The organism is Bordetella pseudohinzii (genome assembly GCF_000657795.2).
Lineage (GTDB): Bacteria > Pseudomonadota > Gammaproteobacteria > Burkholderiales > Burkholderiaceae_B > Bordetella > Bordetella pseudohinzii.
On sequence record NZ_JHEP02000008.1, the window covers coordinates 16,589 to 39,497 of the forward strand.

General features: G+C 66.9%; 20 protein-coding genes. 6 read left to right on the forward strand and 14 right to left on the reverse strand.

What is annotated here, in order from left to right:
* Positions 1-114 precede the first annotated feature (114 nt).
* Genes L540_RS11695 through L540_RS11705 form a run of 3 tightly spaced genes read left to right on the forward strand, consistent with a single transcriptional unit; the run spans position 115 to position 2,375 of the window.
* Positions 115-504, forward strand: a complete 390-nt coding sequence (locus L540_RS11695) for a carboxymuconolactone decarboxylase family protein (RefSeq protein WP_372432920.1) — start codon at positions 115-117, stop codon at positions 502-504.
* Between the two features lies 1 nt (position 505).
* On the forward strand, positions 506-1,387 hold the full coding sequence (mmsB, locus tag L540_RS11700) for a 3-hydroxyisobutyrate dehydrogenase (RefSeq protein WP_043208661.1): 882 nt from the start codon (positions 506-508) through the stop codon (positions 1,385-1,387).
* Between the two features lie 19 nt (positions 1,388-1,406).
* Complete coding sequence (locus L540_RS11705) at positions 1,407-2,375, forward strand: Bug family tripartite tricarboxylate transporter substrate binding protein (RefSeq protein ID WP_043208664.1); 969 nt, start codon at positions 1,407-1,409, stop codon at positions 2,373-2,375.
* Positions 2,376-2,442: 67 nt separating this feature from the next.
* Here L540_RS11705 and L540_RS11710 read toward each other — a convergent pair whose 3' ends face one another.
* The 7 genes from L540_RS11710 to L540_RS11740 form a co-directional block, all read right to left on the reverse strand.
* The gene (locus tag L540_RS11710) at positions 2,443-3,915 is read right to left on the reverse strand and encodes an aldehyde dehydrogenase family protein (protein WP_048026332.1); all 1,473 of its coding nucleotides are present in this window, start codon (positions 3,913-3,915) and stop codon (positions 2,443-2,445) included.
* Positions 3,916-3,949: 34 nt separating this feature from the next.
* Entirely contained in the window at positions 3,950-5,734 is a 1,785-nt protein-coding gene (locus tag L540_RS11715) for a thiamine pyrophosphate-binding protein (RefSeq protein ID WP_043208666.1), read from the reverse strand.
* Between the two features lie 66 nt (positions 5,735-5,800).
* Positions 5,801-6,781: a Bug family tripartite tricarboxylate transporter substrate binding protein gene (locus tag L540_RS11720; RefSeq protein WP_043208667.1), complete on the reverse strand. Its 981-nt coding sequence runs from the start codon at positions 6,779-6,781 to the stop codon at positions 5,801-5,803.
* 122 nt (positions 6,782-6,903) lie between these two features.
* A complete protein-coding gene (locus tag L540_RS11725) occupies positions 6,904-8,211 on the reverse strand; it encodes a citrate/2-methylcitrate synthase (RefSeq protein ID WP_048026335.1) in 1,308 nt (435 codons plus the stop codon).
* A gap of 251 nt (positions 8,212-8,462) precedes the next feature.
* On the reverse strand, positions 8,463-9,974 hold the full coding sequence (locus L540_RS11730; protein ID WP_048026336.1) for an AMP-binding protein: 1,512 nt from the start codon (positions 9,972-9,974) through the stop codon (positions 8,463-8,465).
* On the reverse strand, positions 9,971-11,182 hold the full coding sequence (locus L540_RS11735) for a thiolase family protein (RefSeq protein ID WP_043208670.1): 1,212 nt from the start codon (positions 11,180-11,182) through the stop codon (positions 9,971-9,973). Before L540_RS11735 ends, L540_RS11730 begins: the two co-directional genes overlap by 4 nt.
* A gap of 25 nt (positions 11,183-11,207) precedes the next feature.
* The gene (locus L540_RS11740) at positions 11,208-12,341 is read right to left on the reverse strand and encodes an ABC transporter substrate-binding protein (RefSeq protein ID WP_043208672.1); all 1,134 of its coding nucleotides are present in this window, start codon (positions 12,339-12,341) and stop codon (positions 11,208-11,210) included.
* A gap of 120 nt (positions 12,342-12,461) precedes the next feature.
* On the opposite strand from L540_RS11740, the gene L540_RS11745 reads away from it, so the two are divergent.
* Positions 12,462-13,400 (forward strand): LysR substrate-binding domain-containing protein, encoded by a 939-nt coding sequence (locus tag L540_RS11745; RefSeq protein ID WP_043208673.1) that lies wholly within the window; start codon positions 12,462-12,464, stop codon positions 13,398-13,400.
* A 43-nt stretch (positions 13,401-13,443) separates the two neighbouring features.
* Here L540_RS11745 and L540_RS11750 read toward each other — a convergent pair whose 3' ends face one another.
* Genes L540_RS11750 through L540_RS11775 form a run of 6 tightly spaced genes read right to left on the reverse strand, consistent with a single transcriptional unit; the run spans position 13,444 to position 20,643 of the window.
* Positions 13,444-13,950, reverse strand: a complete 507-nt coding sequence (locus tag L540_RS11750; protein ID WP_231584781.1) for an aromatic-ring-hydroxylating dioxygenase subunit beta — start codon at positions 13,948-13,950, stop codon at positions 13,444-13,446.
* Complete coding sequence (locus tag L540_RS11755; RefSeq protein ID WP_043208678.1) at positions 13,947-15,260, reverse strand: aromatic ring-hydroxylating dioxygenase subunit alpha; 1,314 nt, start codon at positions 15,258-15,260, stop codon at positions 13,947-13,949. The genes L540_RS11750 and L540_RS11755 overlap by 4 nt, the downstream gene beginning before the upstream one ends.
* Before the next feature lie 29 nt (positions 15,261-15,289).
* Positions 15,290-17,170, reverse strand: coding sequence for an ABC transporter ATP-binding protein (locus L540_RS11760; RefSeq protein WP_048026338.1), 1,881 nt, complete (start codon positions 17,168-17,170; stop codon positions 15,290-15,292).
* A 4-nt stretch (positions 17,171-17,174) separates the two neighbouring features.
* Complete coding sequence (locus tag L540_RS11765; protein ID WP_043208680.1) at positions 17,175-18,071, reverse strand: ABC transporter permease; 897 nt, start codon at positions 18,069-18,071, stop codon at positions 17,175-17,177.
* The gene (locus L540_RS11770) at positions 18,071-19,087 is read right to left on the reverse strand and encodes an ABC transporter permease (RefSeq protein ID WP_048026340.1); all 1,017 of its coding nucleotides are present in this window, start codon (positions 19,085-19,087) and stop codon (positions 18,071-18,073) included. The genes L540_RS11765 and L540_RS11770 overlap by 1 nt, the downstream gene beginning before the upstream one ends.
* The gene (locus L540_RS11775; protein ID WP_043208683.1) at positions 19,087-20,643 is read right to left on the reverse strand and encodes an ABC transporter substrate-binding protein; all 1,557 of its coding nucleotides are present in this window, start codon (positions 20,641-20,643) and stop codon (positions 19,087-19,089) included. Before L540_RS11775 ends, L540_RS11770 begins: the two co-directional genes overlap by 1 nt.
* 216 nt (positions 20,644-20,859) lie before the next feature.
* Between L540_RS11775 and L540_RS11780 the strand changes: the two genes are divergently transcribed.
* Both L540_RS11780 and L540_RS11785 read left to right on the forward strand, forming a co-directional pair.
* Complete coding sequence (locus tag L540_RS11780; protein WP_043208685.1) at positions 20,860-21,357, forward strand: V4R domain-containing protein; 498 nt, start codon at positions 20,860-20,862, stop codon at positions 21,355-21,357.
* Between the two features lie 46 nt (positions 21,358-21,403).
* A complete protein-coding gene (locus L540_RS11785) occupies positions 21,404-22,081 on the forward strand; it encodes a GntR family transcriptional regulator (protein WP_048026342.1) in 678 nt (225 codons plus the stop codon).
* Here L540_RS11785 and L540_RS11790 read toward each other — a convergent pair.
* Positions 22,078-22,902, reverse strand: a complete 825-nt coding sequence (locus tag L540_RS11790; RefSeq protein WP_043208687.1) for a carbohydrate ABC transporter permease — start codon at positions 22,900-22,902, stop codon at positions 22,078-22,080. The genes L540_RS11785 and L540_RS11790 overlap by 4 nt on opposite strands.
* Positions 22,903-22,909 lie beyond the last annotated feature (7 nt).

Genomic DNA, 22,909 nt, shown 5'->3' on the forward strand with positions numbered 1-22,909 from the left:
CCTGGCGCTATGTCTTATGGCTATACCCGCCGCAGCATTCGCATATCCGCGACCGGGGCGGCCTTCCTAGAATAACTGGCAGCAGGCCGAAGGGTTCGGCCGCGACCAGGAGCCATGATGATGAATGTGAAGGAGACCGGCCGGGCTGTCCTGCGCCGTGTGCTGGGGGAATCGTATTTCGAGAAGCGAGAAGCGGGCCGCAATGCGTTCAACAACGACGCCCGCGAGTTGGTCGAAGCCTATTGCTTCGGCGCGATCTGGGGGCGTCCTGGCCTGCCCGACCGCACCCGCAGCCTGTTGGTGCTGGCGATGCTGACCGCGCTGGGCAAGGGCGCCGAGCTGAAGATGCATGTGGTGGGCGCGCTGAACAACGGCTGCACGGTCGATGAGATCAAGGAGACCTTGCTGCAGGCGATGGTGTATTGCGGCGTGCCGGCCGGGGTCGAGGCTTTCCGCGCGGCCGAAGAGGTGCTGGCCGCCCAAGACCGGATCGGGAAGGCCTGACATGGCGCGCATTGGATTCATCGGTCTGGGCGCCATGGGCCTGCCCATGGCGTGCAATCTGGTCAAGCGCGGCCACGAGGTGCTGGGCTTCGATTCGGCCGCGCGGCCGACCTTCACCGCCTCGGGCGGGCGCATGGCCGGTTCGGTGCGCGAGGTCGTCGATCATGCCGACACCCTCTTCACCATGCTGCCCAACGGTCCCATTGTGCTGGATGTCGTGGCCAGCCAGATCCTGCCGCATAGCCGTCCCGGGCAGCTGCTGGTGGACTGCTCGACCATCGGCGTGCCCAGCGCGCGCCAACTGCATGCCCTGGCCGCCGAGCGCGGCCTGGGCGTGCTGGATGCGCCGGTGACCGGCGGCGTGGGCGGCGCGCAGGCGGCGACCCTGACCATCATGGTCGGCGGCGACGAGGCGGCCTTCGGCGCGGCGCGCGAACTGCTTTCGGCGATGGGATCCAAGCTGGTGTATGCCGGCGGGGCGGGCAATGGCCAGGCCGTGAAGATATGCAACAACATGGCCGCCGGCATCATCAAGATCGCCATCAGCGAGGCTTTTGTGCTGGCGCGTCAGCTTGGCGTGGATGAGCGCGTGTTCTTCGAGGTGGCCGCGGCCGGCAGCGCCCAGGCCTTCGCCTTGACCCGTACCTGCCCCGTGCCCGGGCTGGTGGAGAGTTCGCCCAGCAGCCGCGGCTACCAAAACGGTTTTGCCACGAGTTTGATGCTCAAGGACATGGTGTTGGCGCAGGAGGCGGCCATGGCCAGCGGGGCGGCGACCGTGCTGGGCGGCGCGGCCACGCATCTATACCAGCTGTGCGCCAATGCCGGCCTGGGTGAGCAAGACAACGGGATTGTTTATCAGTACTTGTCAGGACAGTCGGCTTGAGACCGGCGGAGGAGACATCATGAACTACATCAAGAATACGCTGGCCGCGGCATCGCTGGCTCTGGGGATGAGCCCGGCATGGGCCGCCGATACGTATCCTGCCCGGCCGGTTTCCATCGTCGTCGGATTCGCCGCGGGAGGCAGTACCGACTTGCTGGCCCGCACACTGGCCAAGGAACTGTCGGAACAGTTCAAGCAGACTTTTATTGTCGAGAACAAACCGGGCGCCAATAGCAATGTCGCCAATACCTTCGTGGCGCGCGCGGCTCCCGACGGCTATACGCTGTTGATGGTGCCCTTCGGGCTGGCGGTCAACCCTTATCTGTACAAGGGCTTGAAGGTCAGCGTGGACAACTTCGCGCCTATCGCCTTGGTGGCGCAGGTGCCCAATATGCTGGTGGCCAACAAAAACCTGCCGGTCGACAACCTGAAGGCCTTCGTCGATTATTCCAAGGCCCATCCCAAGGCGGTGTCGTATGGCTCGCCGGGCGTGGGATCTTCCTTGCATCTGGGCGGCGAGCTGTTCCGGCAGGCGACGGGCGCCGAGATGCTGCATGTGCCTTTCAACGGCAGCGGCCCGGCGCTGGTCGCGGTGCGCTCGGGCGAGGTGACATCGGCCTTCGACAATCTGTCGACGGTGGCGCCCTTGGTGCGCAGCGGCGATCTGAAAGCCCTGGCCGTTACGAGCGAGCGCCGTTCCGAGGCCTTTCCGGACGTGCCCACCGTGGCGGAATCCGGCTATCCGCAGTACGAGATATCCTCTTACTTCGGTCTGGCGGCGCCCGCCGGCACGCCGTCCGCGGTGGTCGAGGCGCTGAACCGGGCCGTCATGAAGGCCGTGGCCGGCCCGGCCGTCCAGGCCCAGTTCAAGACGCTGGGCGCTTACGCGACGCCGAACACGCCAGCCGATTTCTCGGCGTTTCTGCACAAGGAAAGCGAGAAGTGGCGCAAGGTCATCGCCACCTCGGGCATAGACTTGACGCCCTGAGGCGGGCAGGCTTTGCGCGCTCGGGGACTGAGGCAGGCCCTGAGCGCCGACGCGCTATTTGGTCCGGTCATGCGAACTTCAGGTTCACGTTCTTGGTGTAAGTGAACTCAAGCAGTTCGGCGAAGCATTCTTCGCGCCCGATGCCGGATTGTTTGACGCCGCCGAAGGGCGCGCCCAGGAAGTGCTGGCTGGCATTGTTGATCCAGACATAGCCTGTCTGCATGCGCTGGGCGGCCCGGTGCGCGGTGTCGAGATCCCGGGTCCAGATGGAGCCCGTCAGACCGAAGTCCACGCCGTTGACCGCCTGAAAGAGGCGGTCTTCGTCCGACCACTTGAAGACCGACATGATGGGGCCGAAGACTTCTTCTCGCGCCAGCCGCATCGACGGCCGCATATCGGCAAAGACCGTGGGTTCGTAGAAGAACCCTTCCCGCAGGGCGGGATCATCAGGGCGTTTGCCGCCGCAAACGAGTCTTGCGCCGTCTTCCAGGCCCATCGCCACGTAGCGCTCGACTTTTTCCAGCTGGGCCTGGCTGACGAGTGAGCCCATGGTCGTGGCGGGGTCTATCGGGATGCCGGGTTTATGGCGCTGGGGTAGTGTCCGCGCGACGCGCGCCAGGACTTCGTCATGGATGGATTCGTGCAGAAAGACCCGGCTGGTCGAACCGCAGCTCTGGCCCGACCAAGTGAAGTTCATGCCGCCGATGATGCCATCGACCAGGCGTTCGCGGTCGGCGTCGGGATAGGCGATCAGGGCGTTTTTTCCGCCGAGTTCGAGCAGCACGGGTTTGAGGCTGTCCGCCGCGGTTCTCATCACGGCGCGGCCGGTGGGCACGCCGCCTATCAAGGTGACTTTGCGCACCAGGGGGTGCCGGGCCAGGGCGTCGCCGCATTCGGCCGTGCCGCACAGGAAGTTGACCACGCCGGGCGGAAACAGCGGGCCGACCAGTTCCGCCAGCCTCAGGACGGACAGCGGCGCCTGGTCTGGCGCCTTGATGATGACGGTATTGCCCGCGGCCAGCGGCGCCGCCAGGCGCGCCGCCGCGAACATCAAGGGATGGTTGTAGGCGACGATGCGCGCGATCACGCCCAGCGGCTGCACGCTCGTGTAGTTGAGATTGCCCGGACCCATGGGGATGGTCTCGCCCTTGATCTCGCTGGCGAGGCCGGCGAAATAGTCGAGGCAATCGGCGGCGAAGGCGGCGTCGTGCGCCAGCGCCGATACCGGGTTGCCATTGTTGAGCGAGTCCAGCTGGGCCAGCGGCATGGCGTGTTCGCGCAGGACGGACGCTGCTTTGCGCAGATAGCCGGCGCGCTCCCTGGGCGGCAGGGCGGACCAGGCCGCAAAGGCCCCGTCCGCGGCCTGGACCGCGGCGTGCACGTCGGCCGCGTCGGCCAGCGGCGCGGCCATGATGACTTCGTTGTAGCAAGGATTGATCGTGTCGGCGTAGCCGCCGGCCAGCGGGGCATGCCATTGGCCGCCGTAAAAGAGTTGGGCGTGGCTGGGCAGAATGCCGTGGGGGATGTCTTGGGTGCGCATGGTGTTTCCTGTGTCGGGAAAGAGGGCCCGTCGGCTAGCTGTCAGAGCGGGTCAGGCCGGCGGTCATCGCGGGGCTGTAGCCGGTCTGTACGATGACGTCCAGCACGATGGCCTGGCCGTTCTTGACCGCGTCGATGGCCGCCGGCAAGGCGCGCGAGAGTTCATCCAGGCTGTCGATGGGGCCTATGCCCGTCAGTCCCTGGGCGCGCGCCATGGCGGCCAAGTCCGGTTCCGGGTTGGCGATGCGTTGGCCTATCCAACGGTTTTCGACCGGACGATTGCGCTGCCGCGCCATGCGCTCCTGGTGCACTTCGTCATTGAAGAAGGAGCGGTTGTTGCAGACGATCATCAGCAGCGGGATTCCGGCATTGGCCGCGGTCCACAGGGCGTTGACGCCCATCAGATAGTCGCCGTCGCCAATGACGGCCACGGGCAGCCGGTCGGATCCCTTGAGCGCGAGCGCCGAGCCGATCGCCATGCCGGGGCCCGATCCGATCCCGCCGCCGCCGTCGTAACCCAGAAAATCCAGCGGATGCCGGAAATCCCACATCTCGCCGCTCCAGCTCAGGGGCAGGCGCATGAGGCAGGTTTTCTGGCCGCCGATGGCATGGCGCAGCGCGGCGGCCACGGTGGCGACGGTCAGCGTCTCCTGGGCAAGGCCATTGGCGGCGGCCTGGGGCGCGCGGGCGGGGGGGCGGGCGGCGCGGGCACGCACGCGCGGGTTGAGCAGTTCAACCGCGGCTTCGGGTTCGCTCAGCAGGAATACATCCACCGGGGGCAGGCCCTGGTGATCCATGCTCCAGCCATTGTGGCTGTAGTGGTCGACGGATACCTGGATGATCTTGCTGGCTATCGCTTCGTCTTCCCAAGCCTGCTTGAGGGTGCCGGCCAGGTCCAGCCAGTCGAGGCTTAGCACCACGTCGGCGTCGCGCAGCACTTCCCTGGCGCGGGCGCTCAGAAAATGACCGGCGGGCGCGGCATGCAGACGGTGGTCGGTGGGAAAGGCGCAGCCGACTTTCAGATCGGTCAGGACTTCGGCATTCAGGGTTTCCGCCAGCTGGATGCGCTGTTGCCAGCCCCTCTCATCCCGGCTGACGCGCCCGGCGAGGATGACGGGTCGCCGCGCGCCGGACAGCAGCGCCGCCGCCTGCGCGATCACCTCATCCGAGGGCCGCGCCGGCGGCGGAGGCAAGTAGCGCGAAGGATCCAGCCGGGCGGGCTGCTGGGCGAGCCGGGACTCTTGCAGCGCGGCGTCGAAGCACACATAGACCGGGCCTTGCGGCGCGGTGGAGGCGATCTGCCGCGCGCGCAGAATGGCTTCCTGCGCCGCGCCGATGGATGCCGGCTGCGCATCCCATTTGATGAAGTGGCGCACCAGGGCCGCCTGGTCCTGCGCGGTATGAATCCAGTCTATCCAAGGACGGCGCTTGGCCGCGTCCACCGGCCCGGTGGCGCCGAAGACCAGCACGGGAACGCGATCCACCCAGGCGTCGAAGATCGCCATCGAGCCATGCATGAGTCCAACATTGCTGTGCAGGATGGCCGCCAGCGGCTTGCCATGGACTTTGGCATAGCCGTGCGCGATCGCCACGGCATGTTCTTCGTGCAGCACCACGATCATCTGCGGCCGCTCATTGCCCAGGTGATTGACGATGCTGTCGTGCAGCCCACGGAAGCTGGCCCCGGGATTGAGCAGGACATAGGGGATATCCAGTCCGCGCAGGATGTCGGCGATCGCATCGCTGCACCAGATGGTCGAGTCGGGCGAACTGGGTTGCGGGATGTCGCGGCGCACCGCGGCGTTGGAAAGTGCGGTCATGAAGGCTCCGGCAAGGGGGTATGGAAAACGGGGCCCGGCCGGCATGGCGGCGCGGGCCGGCGCCGATCAATCGGGGCGGATGTGAGCGGTCTTGATCACTTCGGCCCAGCGCTTTTGATCCTCGGCGATGAGTGTGTTGAAGGCGGCGGCGGTGCTGCTTTCGGGCAAGATGCCTTGCTCGGCCAGTTTTTCCCTGACATCGGGCAAGTCCAGGGCCCGCCGCAGTTCGGCGTTCAGCGCCGCGATGATCGGCGCGGGTGTCTGGGACGGGGCGATCATGCCTATCCAGATATCGCTTTCGAAGCCCGGCACGGTTTCGGCGATGGCCGGCAGTTCGGGCAGCAGCGCCAGGCGCGACGTGCCGGTCGATCCCAGGGCCCGCAGCTTGCCGCTGCGGATATGCGGCAGGGCGGAATTCAGGGGGCAGAAAAAGAGATCGACATTGCCCGAGAGCACATCGACCAGCGCCGGCGCACTCCCCTTGTAGGGCACGTGGACCAGCTTGACGCCGGTCATCGACTTGAAGACTTCGGCGGCCATGTGTTGCGGACTTCCGGCGCCCGCCGATGCGTAGGTGAGCGCATCGGGGTTGGCTTTTGCCAAGGCGATGAGTTCGGCGACCGAAGAGACCTGGATTTTCGGGGCGACCACCAGCACCATGGGCACCCGCCCCAGCAGCGTCACGCCTTGCACATCCTTGATGACGTCGAAGGGCAGCTTGGGGTAGAGCACGGGATTTACCGCCACGGTCTGGTTGGGGGCGATCGCGATGGTGTAGCCATCGGGCTCGGATCTCGCCAGATAGTCGGTGGCGATATTGCCCGCCGCGCCCGGTTTGTTCTCCACGATGACGGGCTGCCCGAAAGTTTCCGACATCTTCTGGGCGAGTATGCGCGCCAGCACATCGTTCGAGCCTCCGGGCGGCAGGGGGACGATGATGCGTATCGGCTTGGCCGGATAGGCCTGGGCGCGCGCCGGCGTGGACAGCGCCGAGGCCAGCGCGGCGGAAAGCAGGGTTGCAACGAAAGTGCGGCGGCCGTCTTGCATGCTTGTCTCCCTTGGATTGTCGTTGTCAGCGCATCCTAGGGAGATATGACGGGTGCTTCAATCTTGAACATTGAATCAACCTGAACCGGCGGCCTATCCTGCCGGCGGGCCCGCGGCGTCCCTCAGCGAGCCGGCCCGCCGGCGACGAATTTCGCGCGTGGACGCAAAAGCATGCTGGTCGCGCGCTGTTCCTGCACATGGGCGATCCAGCCGGCGATGCGCGCGAGCGCGAACAGGGCCGGGGCGGCCTGTGGCGCGAGCCGCAGCGCGCGCGTCACCACGACGACGGCGAGTTCCTGCCTGGGCCGCAGGCCGGTGATGCGCTGCACCTCGTCAAGAAAGCGAAAAATCGCCCGCAGCTCGCGCGTGAGCGTCGCGCGCCTGCGTATCATGTCCAGAAGCAGCGCCGCGCGGGGGTCGCCGGCCGGGTAGAGCGGATGGTGAAAGCCCGGGATGGCATGGCCTTGCTCCAGCAGCTGGCAGGCGCGCCGCACCAGGGTCAGGCGCCTGGCGCCCTTGCCGATGAGTTTCTCGACCCGACCATACATTCTGCCGAGCTCTACGCCCGAGGTCGCGCACAGCGCCGACGCCAGGCAGCTTTGCAAGGAGCCGCCCGCCGAGGCCACCACGCGGGCGCTCAGCGTCCCCGGGGGCAATTCGTGGTCGGCCAGGAGTATCAGTAGCGCGCGCAAGGTCTCGGTGTTTTCGGCCGTGGCGCTCATGCCCAAGGAGGCAGTCAGCGCCTGCAGCAGGGTTTCGCGCGCCTGCATGGGGCGGTAGGCGCGTCCAGGCCCGATAAAACCGCAGAAAGCCACCATGGCCTGCATGATTTCGCGTCCCGCGGCCAGCGTGCCGCCGCGGGCGAGCCGCTGTTCCGTCGAACCATGATCGATGCCCAGCAGGAGCGTCGCCATGGCGAAGACTTCCAGTATGTTGTCGGCCGGGGCGGAGGCCGCCAGCGAGCGCGCCAGGGTGAGGAGCCCTGGCGCGGGCTGGCGCACTCGCCAGCGCGGCGCTTGGGCGGGCAGCCTGCCGGTCCAGAGCAGTTCCGACACCGCTTCCACCGAGGTTCCGGCCCTGACCAGCTCGGCGGCCGGATGGCCCCGGTAGGCGGGGCCCCGCGCGGTGATCTCGGTGATGGAGGTGGGCAGGATGGGCTGTCCCCAATCCATGGCGGCGGCGGCCACGGCGCCATGCCCCGCCCGGGCCTCGGAGCGCTTCCTGAGGCGCTCCACATCCCCGCTGTGATAGCGCTTGGCCTTTTTCCCTGGCTGGGCGACGCTGCGTATCCAGCCGCGGCTGACATAGGCATAGAGCGTCTGCGCGCGCACCTTCAGCAGCTGCATGGCCGTGGCGGCGTCGATATAGTCGCTGTGCGAACCCGGGGGAGGGGCGTCGCGGGCGGTGTTTTCCGGTTCGGGTATCAGCACGCTCGATGGCGGTCCGGTGGGGCCCGCATGTCCGCGTCCACGGGCTAGTCAAGCGTGCATTATCGGAAGCCTGCCGCGGGTTTGCCAATAAAGAATGCGTATCGGATATATGGTTTTTCGTATGCCGTCCGGCATTGATGGACAGGCGGGCGCCCCCTGGGCGCCGCCGCCATCTCCTTGTCCCCGGCGCGTGGCGGCCATCGCATCCCGGGCCAGGCGGCCGGGATGAACAAGCAATTCAGACGCCACGGCTAGGCGGCGCGCAGCGCCTTCTTGTCGACTTTGTTGGCGCCGGTATAGGGCAAGGCGTCGAGGATGCAGATGACCGCGGGTACCTTGTAACGCGCCAAGTTGGACTGGCAGTGCGCGATCAGGCCGGCTTCGTCGACCGCCGCGCCCGGCCGCAGGACCACAAAGGCGCGGATGACTTCGCCGCGGTAACTGTCCGGCCACCCCACCGCCGCCGCTTCGGCCACGTCCGGGTGCAGGAATAGCACCTCATCGACCTCGCGCGGGTAGATGTTGTAGCCGCCCGAGATCACCAGGTCTTTCTTGCGGTCGCGGATGTATAAAAAACCGTCTTGCGCGAACTCGCCGATGTCGCCTGTGTATAGCCAGCCGTCCCGCAGCGCTTCGGCGGTGGCGTCCGGCCTCTCCAGGTAGCCCTGCATGATCTGCGGTCCGCGCGCGCGGATTTCACCGCGCTGGCCGGGCGGCAGCACCGTCGTGCCCGACGCCAGATCGACCACCTGCACCTCGGTCCCCGCGACCGGCATCCCCACGGAGCCGTGCCGGGTTCCCGCCGGGCCGTTGTAGGTGAGGATGGGGCCCGCTTCGGTCTGACCATAGCCTTCGTATATCGGCGCGCCCACCGCGGCCTCCCAGCGCCGATGCACTTCTTCGGCCAGGGGCGCGGAGCCGGAATAGCAGGCGCGCAGGCTGGACCAGTCGGTGTGCGCGAAGCGCGCATGGCCCAGCAGGCCGGTGTAGATGGTGGGGCTCCCGGGAAACAAGGTGATGCGTTCGCGTTCAATGGCATCGAAGACATCGTCGGGCCGGTAGCGCGGCAGCAGCACCAGCGTCGCGGCCGCGCTGACGGCCAGGAACAGACCCATGGCCATGCCATAGGAATGGAATAGCGGCATGGCGCAAAGCACGCTGTCGGCGCCATAGCGGGTGGGCAAGACCAGCTCCCTTTGCCGCACATTGGTGGCGATGGCGTCGCGCCCGAGGATGACGCCCTTGGGCTGTCCGGTCGTGCCGCCGGTGTACTGCAATAAGGCCGGCGCCTGGGCCTCGGCGTCGTCCATGGGGGTGTCCGGCCCGCCTGGCCCGGCTTCCATCCAGGAGCGCGCCTCCTGCTCCATGACCAGCCGTATGCCCAGCGCCGTCGCCAGTGGGGCGGCCACGGCGGCGGATGCATCATCGGCGACCAGCAGCGCGGGCCGCGCGTCACGCAGGATGAATTCCAGTTCGCGCGCGGTGTAGAGCGGATTGAGCGGAACATGCTGCTTGCCGGCGCATTGCAGCGCCAGCGTCATCACGCAAGCCAGGTCGGAGTTGCCCAGCAACGTGGCCACCCGGTCGTTCAGGCGCGTGGCCTCGCGCAGGCGGCTGGCCGTGGCCCGGATCTGCCGCGCATAACGCTGGTAGCCGATACGATGCGTGCCGCAGACCAGGGCAGCGCGTTCGGGATAGTCGCGGGCCGCGCGCGCCAGCAGCGCGGGAATGCGCGGCGGCTTGTCCAGGCTGGCGCCGCTCATCGCGAGCCTCCCGAGTCCACCCGCAACACCACCGCCATGGCGCTGTCGCCGGCCGCGCAGCCGGTGAACAGGCCCAGGCCGCCGCCGCGTTCGGCCAATTCCTCGATGAGTTCGATGACGGATCTCAGCCCGGTCGGGCTTTGAGGATGGCCCCACACCAGGGAGCAGCCATTGTTGTTCATGGCCATGACGTCGAACCCCGTGGCGCGCGCCAATGCGATGTCCGAAACTACGAAGGGATTGTGGGTCTTGACGGCATGCAGGTCGGCGACCGCCAGGCCCGCGCGCGCCAGCGCGCGGCTGGCGGCCTCGATGGGCGCTTGAGGCATGTAGCCCATTTCGGTGCGCGACTGGCCAAAGGCCAGGATCTGGATGCCGATCTCGGGACGGCGCGAGAGTGCGCGGGCGCGTTCGGCGGTCGCCAGGATCATGCCCGCGTTGCCGTCGGCCGGATGCGTCTGGCCGCCGTAGGTGATGGTGCCGCCAGTCAGCACCGGGGCCAGGCGCGCCAGACCGTCCGCCGTGGTGGCGTGGATGCCTTCGTCGCCCTCCATCACCGACGCGATCTTGGCGTAACGCGCATCGGGGACTTCGAAGGGCAGTGTCATGTAGCGCTTCTGGAAGCGGCGCCCATCGGCGCAGGCCTGCGCGTATTGCTCGTAGCGGCGCAATGTGACGGCATTCTGTTCGGCGGTGGAAATGCCATGGCGCTCCGCCACGCGCTCGCCGGTCTGCAGCATGGACAGGCCGCTCCAGGGGTCATGCGAGAAATTGTCCAGCACCCAGTTCTCATGCGCGCCGGACCCCCCGGGCCCGGCCGGGTCGGGATAGTAGAGTTGCGGGCCATTGGAGACGCGGTCGGCCATCAGGACCAGCGTAGTCTCGGCGTTGCCGAGCATGAGTTCGGCCGCGGCGGTCGCCAGGCCGCGCACGGAGGTGGCGCAGGCCTGCGCCACCACGGGGCCCGCCAAGTGGGGCGCGCCGAGCATGCCGGTCACCCAGGGCAGGCCGTAGAACCCTCCTTGCTGCGGCACCGAGCAGCCCAGCACCGCGCTCTGCAGCGCCGCGGGCGCGATGCCGCGGCGTTCCAGTTCGCGGCGCGCGGTCCAGGCCAGCAGACGCAGGCTGTGCAGGCGGGACAGGCTGCCCTGCCAACGGGAAAACGGGGTGCTCCAATACACGCCATAGGGAATGTGTACGCCGGTCATGCGGACTCCTGCTGGAAAAGGAAGGTCAGGGCAGGAACTGCCATGCGCCGGAACGGGCCTGCATCAACACGACGCCGCGCTCGTCCAGGCCGTTGTGGTTGGCGGGCGACATCACATAGATGCCCTGGGTGCCCACCGTGCCGTGCAGGCTTTCCAGCGCGTCGCGCAATGCCTGGCGAAAGGCCGGGGTGCCGGCCGGGGTGGCGGTGGGAATCTTGGCCACCGCGGCGTCCAGCAGCAGGTAGGCATCGTAGGTGTAGGGCGCGAAGGCGTTGCGTGCGTCGGCGCCATAGCTTGATTCGTACAGCTGGGCGTAGCGGCCGGCCACGGGCTTGATCGGGCTGTCATCAGGCAGCTGCTCCACCACTTGCACGGGACCGCTGGGCACGATCACGCCATCCACGCCTTTGCCGCCCAGCTTCAGGAAGTCCTTGTTGATGACGCCGTGGGTGTTGTATTGCACGCCTTTGTAGCCGCGCTCGCGCAGCGAAAGATGGGGCAGGGCGCCCGGCGTTCCCGACCCGCCGACCAGCACCGCATCCGGCGTGAGCGCGACCATCTTCAGCACCTGGGCCGTGACCGAGTTGTCGGTGCGCGCATAACGCTCGTTGCTGAGCACCCTGATGCCGCGCTTGGCGGCGGATGCCTGCAGCGCGCGGTACACCGCGTCGCCCCAGGCATCCGAAAAGCCGATGTATGCCACGGTTTTCACGCCGCGCTTGACCATGTCGGCGGTCAGCGAATCCACCATCAGATCGATGCTGTGCGCGATCACGAAAATCCATTCGGCGCGGTCGGGGCTGACCGCGATGGGCGCCAGCGACAACTGGGGGGTGCGCGCTTCGCGAGCGACTTCGGTGACCGCCAGCGAGGTCGGCACATTGCTCGGGCCGATGATGGCGTCGACCTTGTCTTCGGTGATGAGCTTGCGCGCGGTCTTGACCGCCGAAGATGGGTCGGTCGCATCGTCCAGGGCGATGTATTCCACGGCCCGGCCGCCCAGCGTCTTGGGCAGCAGCTGCACGGTGCTGCGATATAGCGAACCCATGGAAGCCCCGGGCCCCGTGCTGCTGGCGATCACGCCGATGCGGATATCGGCGAGGGCGGCGCTAGGCGCCAGGGCGCAGGCCAGCGCCAGGGCGGCAAGACGACGATACATGGCTATTCCCCTTTTTTGGATATGGCCCGGCGAGCGGGATGACCCTAGTATGGAGGTGTGGGCGATAACTGGATAATTGCGTTTCCTTATCAATCGATAACCAGATTTCGGGTGTCGCCCATGCCGGAATTCCCCACGCTGCAGCAATTGCGCTCACGCCTGCGTATCCGTCACCTGGTGCTGTTGGACGAGTTGGGGCGGGTAGGCAACCTGCATCGCGCGGCCGAGGCGATGCATCTGAGCCAACCGGCGGCAAGCAAGCTGCTGGGCGAGGCCGAGGGGCTGGCCGGGCAGGCTTTGTTCGAGCGCTCACATCATGGCGTCGCGCCGACGGCGCTGGGCCTGTTGATGATCGACCGCGCCCGCCTGCTGCTCAACGAATTGGATGCGACCCATGCCGAGCTCGCGGCCGCGGCCAAGGGCGCGACGGGCAAGGTGCGGGCGGGCATTTTCCCGGTGGTGGCTCATCTGCTGGTTCCCTTGGCGGTCGAGCGCCTGCAAGCGACTCACCCGGCTTTGCGCATCGAATTATCCGAGGGACTGGAGAAGCAGCTGCTGCCTGCCTTGCGCGCGGGCGAACTGGATTGCGTCGTGGGCCGACTGGGGGTGGAGGGCGCGGACGCGGATCTGCAATGCGAGATCCTGTATGACGAGGCGACCGCCGTCGTCTGCGGGCCGGCACATCCCTTGGCGTCGCGCAGCCGCTTGAGCGGCGCGGCCCTGGACCGTTATCGCTGGGTGCTGCCGTCGCGCAACGCCGCGCTCTACAGCATGGTCGCGGCCGCCGTTTCGGCGCGAGGCGCGGGTTTCCCGCAGGTCGCCATCGAATCCAGCGCCATGCTGACCATCGTCTCGCTGCTGCAGCGGACCTCGCTGCTATCGGCCATCCCCTTGCGCGTGGCGCGGGCCCTGGCGGACAACGGCCAGGTGGCGATCCTGCCGCTGGCATTGCAGGCGAGGCTGCATCCGGTGGGGATCATGACCCGGCGGGGGGCGCACCTGGCGGCCACCGTTTCCTTGCTCCTGGAGGCGCTGCGCGAGGCGGCTGCCGCGATCTGAAGGCCCGGAGCGTGGCCCTTGCGCGGCCGCGCCGCGTGGCGGCCTAGAGAAGCAGCTGTATGGCCGGCAGACTGGCATCGGCGTTCAGCAGATGGACTTTCTTCATTTGCAGCCGCAAGCGGCCTGGCCCGCCTTCGAGGGTGTGATAGGCCGTGGCAGCCAGGATTCTCTGGCTGTCGCCTTGGGTCTCGACATAAAGAAAGGGCGTGCGCATCTGGTGGAGTCCCGCCGCGGGGTCGCTCGACATTATCTGTGGGGCCTGCAGGATGCGCAGTCCGCGCACGGCCGGATGCAGGGAATGGGCCCGGGGATTGGCGTAGCGCTGGATACGAAGCCGCAATAGCAGGAGATCCTCGTACAGCAGGGATGGCGCTTCATCGCCGGGCGGCTGGTCCGGCGACAAGGGCATCCAGTACAGACCCGATTCGGCGTAGAGCGCAAGCCATTCGTCATAGCGCCTGGTGTCCAGGAGCATGGCCTCGTGGTACACGAAGGCCGCCAGTTCTGCCTCGAAGGATGCCGCGGTCTTGTCCATCGACACAGGGTTCACGCGCTTTCTCCCATCAGTTCGAGCCAGCCGCGGTGCTGATTGCGGATGACCCATTCATTGTTGCCGCTGTCCATGGAGGCCGAGGCCTGGCGGGTCTCCCCGTCCTTGTAGCCTCGATGCAGGCTGAGCCACTCATTGCCCGAGCACAGCAGCCCGCGCTGTTGGCTTTCGAAGAGGTGCACGTCGTCGTGCGCGACCACCGACATGGGCGAGAAGACCAGCCGCGCGTAGGAGGCCGCCCGCTGCCGCAGGCGAGCGGGGGCGTTGCTGGGCGCGAAGGCCCAGATCTCGACCAGGGTGCGATCCACCGCCAGGGGGCGCAGGACGCGCAGCACCATGGGCGATGCCTTGGCCGCCAGGCTGGGGTAGAGCACCGTATTCTGCGGGGAAAATCGCAGGATCTCCTGCGCGGCCTCCTGGCCGTGGCGCGCTTCGAGTTCGCGCTGGTAGTCCGGCAATGGCGCATAGCCCGTATGGATGCTGAACTTGGTGCCCAGCACGCTGTGTCCATGCGGCAGCACGCGCGCGCCCATTTCCGAATAGAAGCTGTAGCCGGCCCCGAAGGGCAGCAGTTGCTCCATGGCCAGTACGGTATCGCTATTCTCCGGCAGGGTTTGCGCGACTTCCTTTGCGGCGGCGGCGGCCGATTCGTGCGTGGAAATCGGATGCACCGTGTCGTTGACGTTCTCCAGGTAGAGCTTCCAATTGCAGTCGATGAGACTGCGCAAGGGCTGGCCCAGCACGGATAGCTGGCCATCCGGCGCCCTGGCGACCATATTGTCCAGCGTGCCCAGGGCTTCGCCGAAGTAGGTCATGAAGTCAGGGCCTTCCGCGTCGATCCGGGCAAACACAAACCCCTTGTAGTTCATGCTGGCGCCGGGCGATGACAGGCCTTTGCCCGAGGGGCAGGAAGACAGCCCGGTGCCTTCGTAATCGTTTTTCAAGGGGATGGACAGCAGGGAGCCGTCCAGGCGGTAAGTCCAGGCGTGATAGGGGCAGCGCAGCATCTTGCCGCAATTGCCCTCGCGTTCATGCAGGAGCTGGCTGCCCTTGTGGGCGCAGCGGTTCATCAGCACCGCCACTTCCGTCGGGCTCTTGCGCAGCATGATCAGCGATTGCCCGGCGATCTGGGTGGTGTAGTAGTCGCCCACGGCGGGCGTCTGGCTCTCGTGGCCGACGTAAACCCAGGCGCGCTTCCACAGCCTCGCCTGTTCGCTGGCGTAGACGCCGGGGTCGGTGTACAGGTCCCGATGCACGCGGTCCGGGCCCACCAGGTGCCGGAAGCCTTCCGGGGAAGTTTCGCCTGTCATATTGTCTCCAATGCGTTTCATGGGCCGCTTTACGCCGCGGCGGCGCAGGGCGGCCCCGGCGCCCAGGCCTGGCCGGCGGAATCGGGCGGAACGGCCGCGATCAGGGCACGGGTATAGGCATGCCGGGGCTGCTCGAACACCTGGTCGACCGGTCCTTGTTCGACGATGCATCCCTGGTGCAGGACGAGCACGCGCGAGCACAGATAGCGGACCACGGCCAGATCGTGCGATACGAAGACCAGCGCGATGCCTAGTTCCTGTTTGAGCCGCAGCAGCAGGTTCAGGATCAGCGCCTGCACCGACACGTCCAGGCCCGATACGATTTCGTCCGCGACGATCAGGCGGGGCGTGACGCACAGGGCGCGCGCAATGTTCACGCGCTGTTTCTGGCCTCCCGACAATTGCGAGGGCAGGCGGTCCACGGCTTCGGGCGGCAGGCCGACGGATGCCAGCAGCTGCCGGGCAATTTCCCGGCGCCGCGCCGGCGCCGAGCCCGCTTGGGCGGCGAAGGCGCCGGACTCCAGGATCTGGGTTACCAGCGCGCCCACGCGCCGCCGCGGATTCAAGGCCGAGTCGGGGTTCTGGAACACCAGCTGCACGTCTCGCGGGTCGGACGTGCGGGGCGCCGCCGCCTGGGAGCCGGGATAGACGATGCGTCCCGCGCTGGGCGCGACCATGCCGGCGATCAGGCGCGCCAGGCTGGTCTTGCCGCTGCCGCTTTCGCCGACAATGCCGAGGAATTCGCCGCGCTGGACCGATAGGGACAGCGGCTGGAGGATCTGCTTTCTGGGCCGGGCCCGGAACAGACGGGCCTGGCCGGGGTAGCTCAGCGCCACGTCCGTCAGCGTGACGACGGGCGGCTCGTCCGCCGCGGCGGGCGCGGCCCGCATGGCCTGGAACGCCGCGCGGTCACCGCCTTGCGGCGCGTCCAGCGCCGGAATGGACGGCAGGCAACGGGCGGCGCGCTCGCCGCCGCGCGGCAGCAAGGGGACTTCCTGTTCGTCGCAGGCCGCCTGGCGCGAAGGGCAGCGGGAGGCGAACCGGCAGCCGCGCAGCCTTGCGAAATCACCCAGGCCCGGCATGAAGTCGGGCAGGGTGCGCAGGGCCTGCACCGGCGCGTCCATCCCTGGGGCGGATTCTTTCAGGCTGCGCGTATAGGGATGCAGGGGGGTGTCCAGCACCTGCCGCGCGGGGCCGAATTCCACCACTTCGCCGGCATAGAGCACGGCGATCGCATCGCAGACATGGGCCGCCAGCCGGAGGTCGTGCGTGACCAGCGCCACGGCGGTCCGGTGGCGCCGCTGCTGGTCGGCCAGCACGCGCATGATCTGGGCCTGGGTGATCACGTCCAGTGCGGTGGTGGGTTCGTCGGCGAAGATCAGTGCCGGATCGCCGCAGAACGCCATGGCGATCAAGATGCGCTGGCATTGTCCGCCCGACATCTGGTGCGGATAGCGCGCCAGCATGCCCTGGGCATCCGTCAGGCCGACCTCCCGCAGGCGCGCGCAGGCGTAGGCTTCCCATTGCGCGGCGGGTATGCCGACGTGCCGCAGATGCTCGAACAACTGCTGGCGCACCGTCATCGCGGGGTTCAGGCCCGACAAAGGCTCCTGGGGAATGAAGGCGATCTGGCGGCCCAGCATCCCGCGGCGCCGCGCCGGGCTCATCTGGTTCAGATCCTCGCCGCGGAATTGGATGGCGCCGGCGGTGATGCGAAAGCCAGGCGGCAGGGTGCCCGATATCATGCGGCCCAGCATGCTTTTGCCGGCGCCCGACTCGCCCACCAGGCCCAGCATGCGGCCTTCGGGGATGTCCAGGTCGATGCCGCGAAGCACATCGGCGGGCAGGCGTTGGCCGCCGGCGGCCACGTCCGTGGTCAGGGTAAGCTTGCGCAAGCTCAGTAGCGACATGGGCTCAATTCCTTCCGCGTTTGCGCGGGTCCAGCAGCTGGCGCATGCCGTCGCTGAGAAGATTGAATCCGAAGACCGTCAGCACGATGCCCGTCACCGGCGCGACCATGGTCCAGATGGCTTCCTGCATGGTGCTGCGCGCGTCGGCGATCATCACCCCCCAGGCGACCACGTCGGCGGGAACGGACAGGCCGACAAAGCTGAGGATGGCCTCGACGATGATGGCAATCCCTATCTGCAGGCTGAACAGCGTCAGGATCAGCGGCAGCAGTCCCGGGAGCATCTCGCGCAGCATGACGCGCATGTGGCCGAAGCCCATCAGCCGGGCCGCCGTGACGTAGTCATTGCGGCGGATCTTGAGGGCCTCGGCGCGCACCACCCGGCAAAAGCGGGTCCAGTCCACCAGCACGATGGCCAGGATCACATTGCCTACGCCAGTGCCCAGGCCCACCATCAGGATCAGCGAGAGCACCACTGGCGGGAAGGACATCCACAGGTCGACCAGATAGCCGATGCCCTTGTCCACCGCCCCGCCGAAGTAGGCGGCGATCAAGGCGAGCGCGGTGCCCGCCAGCATGGCGCCCATCGCGGCGCATAGCCCCACCCATAAGGCCACCCGCGTGCCGAAGATCAGCCGGGACAGCACGCAGCGGCCCAGACTGTCCGTGCCTAGCGGATACTGGGCCAGCCCGTCGGCCGCCCAGGCGGGCGGCAGCAGCGGCGACAGCAGGTCCTGCGCCAGCGGGTCATTGGGCGCGATGGCGGGCGCGAAGACCGCCAGCGCCACCAGCGCCAGCACGATGGCGCTTCCCAGGGCGGCCTTGGGCGAGGCGCGCAAGGCCGCCCACCAGGCCGACACGCGCAAGGCGGCGGGTGCGGCGGGTGCGTTCAGCGTCGTCATCAGGAGTCTCTCAAGCGGGGGTCGATTACGGCGTACAGACAATCCACGCTCGCATTGATCAGCAGGATCACGGCGCAGAAGACCAGTGAAATTCCCTGGATCAAGGGCAGGTCGTGATTGCGCACGGCCTGGACCATCAGGTTGCCGAGCCCAGGGAAGGAAAAAATCATCTCGATCAGCAGGGTCCCGCCGAACAGAAAGCCGAATTGCACGCCGATCAGCGTCAAGGTCGGCAGGAAGGCGTTGCGCAGCATATGCCGCAGGATCACGCGGCGTTCAGGCTGTCCGCGCAGCCGCGCGACCGTTACATACTGTTCGTGGCTGGTCTCCAGCAGGCTGGCGCGCAGCACCCGCGCAATCAGGGGGCTGAAGCCCAGCGCCAGCGCGAGGGCGGGCAGCACCAGGTGCGAGGCGGCGTCTAGCCAGTCCCGCCAACGGCCCTGCAATAGGAAGTCCAGGAGGACGAAGCCGGTGTATCCGGACGCGGAGACATCCGAGCTGAAGCGGCCGGAAAAGGGCAGGACGGGCCAATGCACGCCAAAGCCCAGCATCAGGAAGATGCCCCATAGAAAGCCGGGGATGGAGATCAGCAGCACCAGGCCGATATCCGCGGCCAGTTCACCGCGGCGGTCGTGCAGCACGTAAAGCAGCAGGCCGCCCGGAATGCTGATCGCCAGCGCCATGACGAGGGCCACGAAGGACAATTCCAGCGTGGCGGGCAAGGTCGTCGCGATCAACTGGGTGACGGGCGCACCGGCGCTGACGGAACTGCCCAGGTCGCCCTGAAGCACATGGCCCAGCCAGATGCCGTACTGCGCGATCAGCGAGCGGTCGAGCCCCATGGCGTGGCGCAAGGCCTCGACTTCGGCTCGGGTCGCGCTGGGCGGCAGCATCATGCCCAGGGGATCCGCCGGCAGCAGCCTCAGCACCACGAAGACGACGACGGACAGCGCCAGCATGGTCGGCACGGCCACCGCCAGGCGGCGCATGAAATGCGAGGCCAGCGACGCCCACATCAGCGGCTCCAGCGATAGACCGCGGGCAGGATGTAGCCGGTCTGGTAGACCTGCATGTCCACCGCCTTCTTGGATGCCACCGTCGCGACCGACTGCAGCAGCGGCAGGCTCCATGCGTGCTCTGTCGCCTGGCGGGCCAGCTCGCGATAGCCGTCGTAGCGCTTGGCGGGGTCGCCTTGCGCGGCCAGGGCGTCTATCGTCTTGGCGAGTTCCGGTTCCTTCCAGGTCGAGAAGCGCAGGCGCGGATCCAGGATCTTGCCGGCGAAAATCTCCGGATCGCCGGTCGCGTTCGCCCAGCTGTAGAGCATGACGCCCGGCACCTTGGACGAATGGCTGAGGTCCAGATACTTGGCCAGCGTGATTTCCTGCAGATTGGCCTGGACGCCGATCTGCGACCACATCTGCACGATGGCGCGCGCCATTTCGTAGTCGCTGGGGAAGGTGTTGTTGGTCGACAGGAACTGGATCTTCAGCGGCTTGTCCGGCCCGTATCCCGCCTTGGCCAGCTCGGCCTGGGCGGCGGCCTTGTCATAGGCGTAGCTAAAGCCCGCCACGTCGCCGGGAGAACCGGGCGTGGCCAGCACGGAAATCGGCTTGGCCACGTTGGCGTAGAAAGCCTTGGAGATGGCCTGCTTGTTGATCGCCAGGTGCAGGGCGCGCCGCACATGCTCGTTCTGGAACTCCGGAACATAGCTGGGGAGCTGCAGAATGAAGATCTCGCTGTAGGGATAGACCTCGGCCTTCAGCGCGGGAATCTTGTTCAGCCGGTTGACTTCGCGCAGCGGGATCTGCACCGCCACGTCGGCCCGGGCCGATTCCAGCATCGCCACGCGCGCCGAGGCATCGGGAACGAATTCGAACACCACCCGCTTGATCGCGGGTTTGTCGCCCCAGTACTTGTCGAAGGCTTCCAGCACCACGCGCGAGCCGCGCTCGTAGCGCACGATCTTGTACGGACCGGCGCCGATGGGCGCCGCCTGGAATCCGTCCTCGCCCACTTTTTCCATATAGGCCTTGGGCAGGATGTAGGAGGTCAGGAAGCCCAGATAGTTGGGCGCGGTCGGCGTCGGGGTGGAGAACACCATGACGGCCTGGGTCGGGCTGGAGATTTCGATATCCTGCAGCCCGCCGAAAAAGCCGTTGATGGCAAGGCGCTTTTCCTTCTTCGGGCGGTCGAGGAAGCTGAACTTGAAGTCTTCAGTCGTCAGCTTGGAGCCGTCATGGAAGGTCAGGCCCTCGCGCAGCTCGATGGCCAGTCGCATATTCTTGTCGTCCAGCCAGCGCCAGCTCTTGACCAGCGCGGGCTGCAGCTTCAGGTCGCCGTCAATGAACAGCGGCGAATCGAACACGGCCTTGTACAGCGATTGCCCCGCGGGAAACGTGACAGCGGTGGGATCCCAGGAGGGCACGTCCACCGGATAGGCGATTTTCAGCTCGCCCGGCTCGGGCGCCGGCGTGTCTGCCTGGGCCAGCGCGGCCGCCCAGCCGCCGCATAGCAACAAAAGACAGGATGCCAGGACCCTGCCCAACCACCGTATCCACCATGCACTGATCATGAACGGCCTCCGATCGCGGAATCGTTGCGCACGCATGCGGCCTGGCAGCGTGCAAACAGTATACTGTTTATGATTTAAGCATTAAAACTTCAGGATTAAACTAATTAATAACCCTGATATCAGTGGCTTATGCTTGTATAGAACAATATATTGTTCAGGGATAACCCTAGCCGATTCTCCTCGGCCCGCCACCCCGCCTTCACAGGAGCGGATTGAATGGGACTGCTGCAACAACGCTTGAAATGGGATGCGCCCGCGGGCGCCATCCTGGATGCGGACCGCCGCTATGTCATGCTGCGCGCCGACGTCCTGATGGGGCTGTTCGCCGCCTTGCCGCCCGGGCAGCGCGCCCAGGCGCTGGACAGCCTGCAAGCCTCGGTGCGCACGTATGGCGGCGCCTCCGCCCGCGCCTACCAGGCCAGCGGCGCGGCCGATCTTGCCGCATTCTTGCGGGTAATGGCCGAATCGGCCGCCGACCTGGGGTGGGGCGCCTGGCGCTTCGAACCGGACCACGGGGCAGGGTTGAGGCTCTCGGTGCGGAACAGCCCCTTCGCGATGGCGGCCGGCCCCGGCGACCGGCCGGTCTGCCACGCGATAACAGGTATGCTGGAAGCCGTCAGCGCGCTGGTGACGGGGGCGTCCAGGACGTTTCGGGAAACCCGGTGCGCCAGCATGGGCGCGTCCTGTTGTGAATTCCAGGCGCAGAACGAATGAGGCCAGGCCGGTGGAGCAGACGGTTAATAAAAACAGAAGGACGAGCGTGGCGGCGCGCAAACCCAATTTGCGCGAACGGGTGTACAGCATCATCCGCGAACGCATACAGACGGGCCTGATCCGCCTGGAAGACCGCCTGGTGGATCACGATATCGCGCAGGAACTGCACGTCTCCCGCATGCCGGTGCGCGAAGCGCTCATGCAGCTCAAGAACGAAGGGGTGCTCGAAGGCACGGCGCGCGGTTTCGTGCTGCGCCGGTTCACGCTGGCCGAAATGAACGAGATCTTCGAGATCCGCACCCTGCTCGAACCCTCGGCCGCCGCCTCCGCATCCTTGCATGCCGATCCCAGGAGCCTGGCCGAGATGAAGGCGGCTCTTGAACAGGCCGAAAGCGCCAACCTGCGCACCGACCTGGACGATTTCATGCGCAGCAACGCGCGCTTCCGGCTGATCTGGCTTGCCATGGTCCCCAATCGTGAGCTGGCCGGCGCGATTGCGCGCTACATCGATCATGTGCAAGTCGTGCGCCTGGTGACCATGGACGACCAGCAGGTCCGCGACATCATCCTGGACGGCATGCGGGGCTTGTATGAAGCCTTCCTGTCCGGCGACACCGAGCTTGTCCGCATCCGCATGCTGGGCCATGCGCGGGCCGCGGCGGCCTGCTACTACGACGCCTACCAGAAGACCTTCGAGTCAGAGAATGCGCGGCGGCAAGCCTAGCCCTTGACGGCGCCCGCCGTCAGCCCGGTGATGATCTGCCGCGCCGCGACAAAGGTGAATATCAGCGGCGGGATGGCGATAAGGCTGCCCATGGCCATGACACGTCCCCAGTCCACCCCCAGGTCGGTGATGTAGAGCGAGGCGGCCACGGGCAGGGTGCGTGTTTCGCGGTCGGTGAGCACGAGGGCGAGGATGAACTCGTTCCAGGCGATCCGGAAGGTGAAGATGGCGGCCGCGGCCAGGCCGGGCGCCATCAGGGGGAGGAACACCTTGGTGAACACGCCGACCGGGCCGCAGCCGTCGATGGCGGCGGCTTCTTCCAGTTCGATGGGCACTTGCAGCACGAAGCCGTAGAGCAGCCAGATGGTAAAGGGCAGGTTGACGGCGACGTAGAGCAGGACGAGCCCCGCCAGGCTGTTGATCAACCCCCATTGGCTCCAGATCATGAAGACGGGGATCGCCAGCACCGCCAGGGGCACGGTGCGCAGCAGCAGCGTGGCATAGGCCACGGCGGCGCGCCCCTTGAAACGGAAGCGCGCGAGTCCATAGGCCGCCATGCAGCCCAGCACCAGGGTGATGAGGGTCGAGCACAGGCCTACGAGCAGGCTGTTGGCCAGGTAGCGGCCGAACTGGTCTTCCTCCAGGACGGCGCGGTAGTTCTCCAGGGTGGGGACGAACAGGAAGTTCAGCGGTTCGGCGAAGATGTCCACCTGCTGGCGCAGGCTGGTGGCGAAGATGATGGCGATGGGCGCCACGCACAGCAGGGCCAGCGCGATGAGCACGGCGTAGTGCAGGCCGCCCCGGATGAGGGAGGGTTTCATGGCGGGT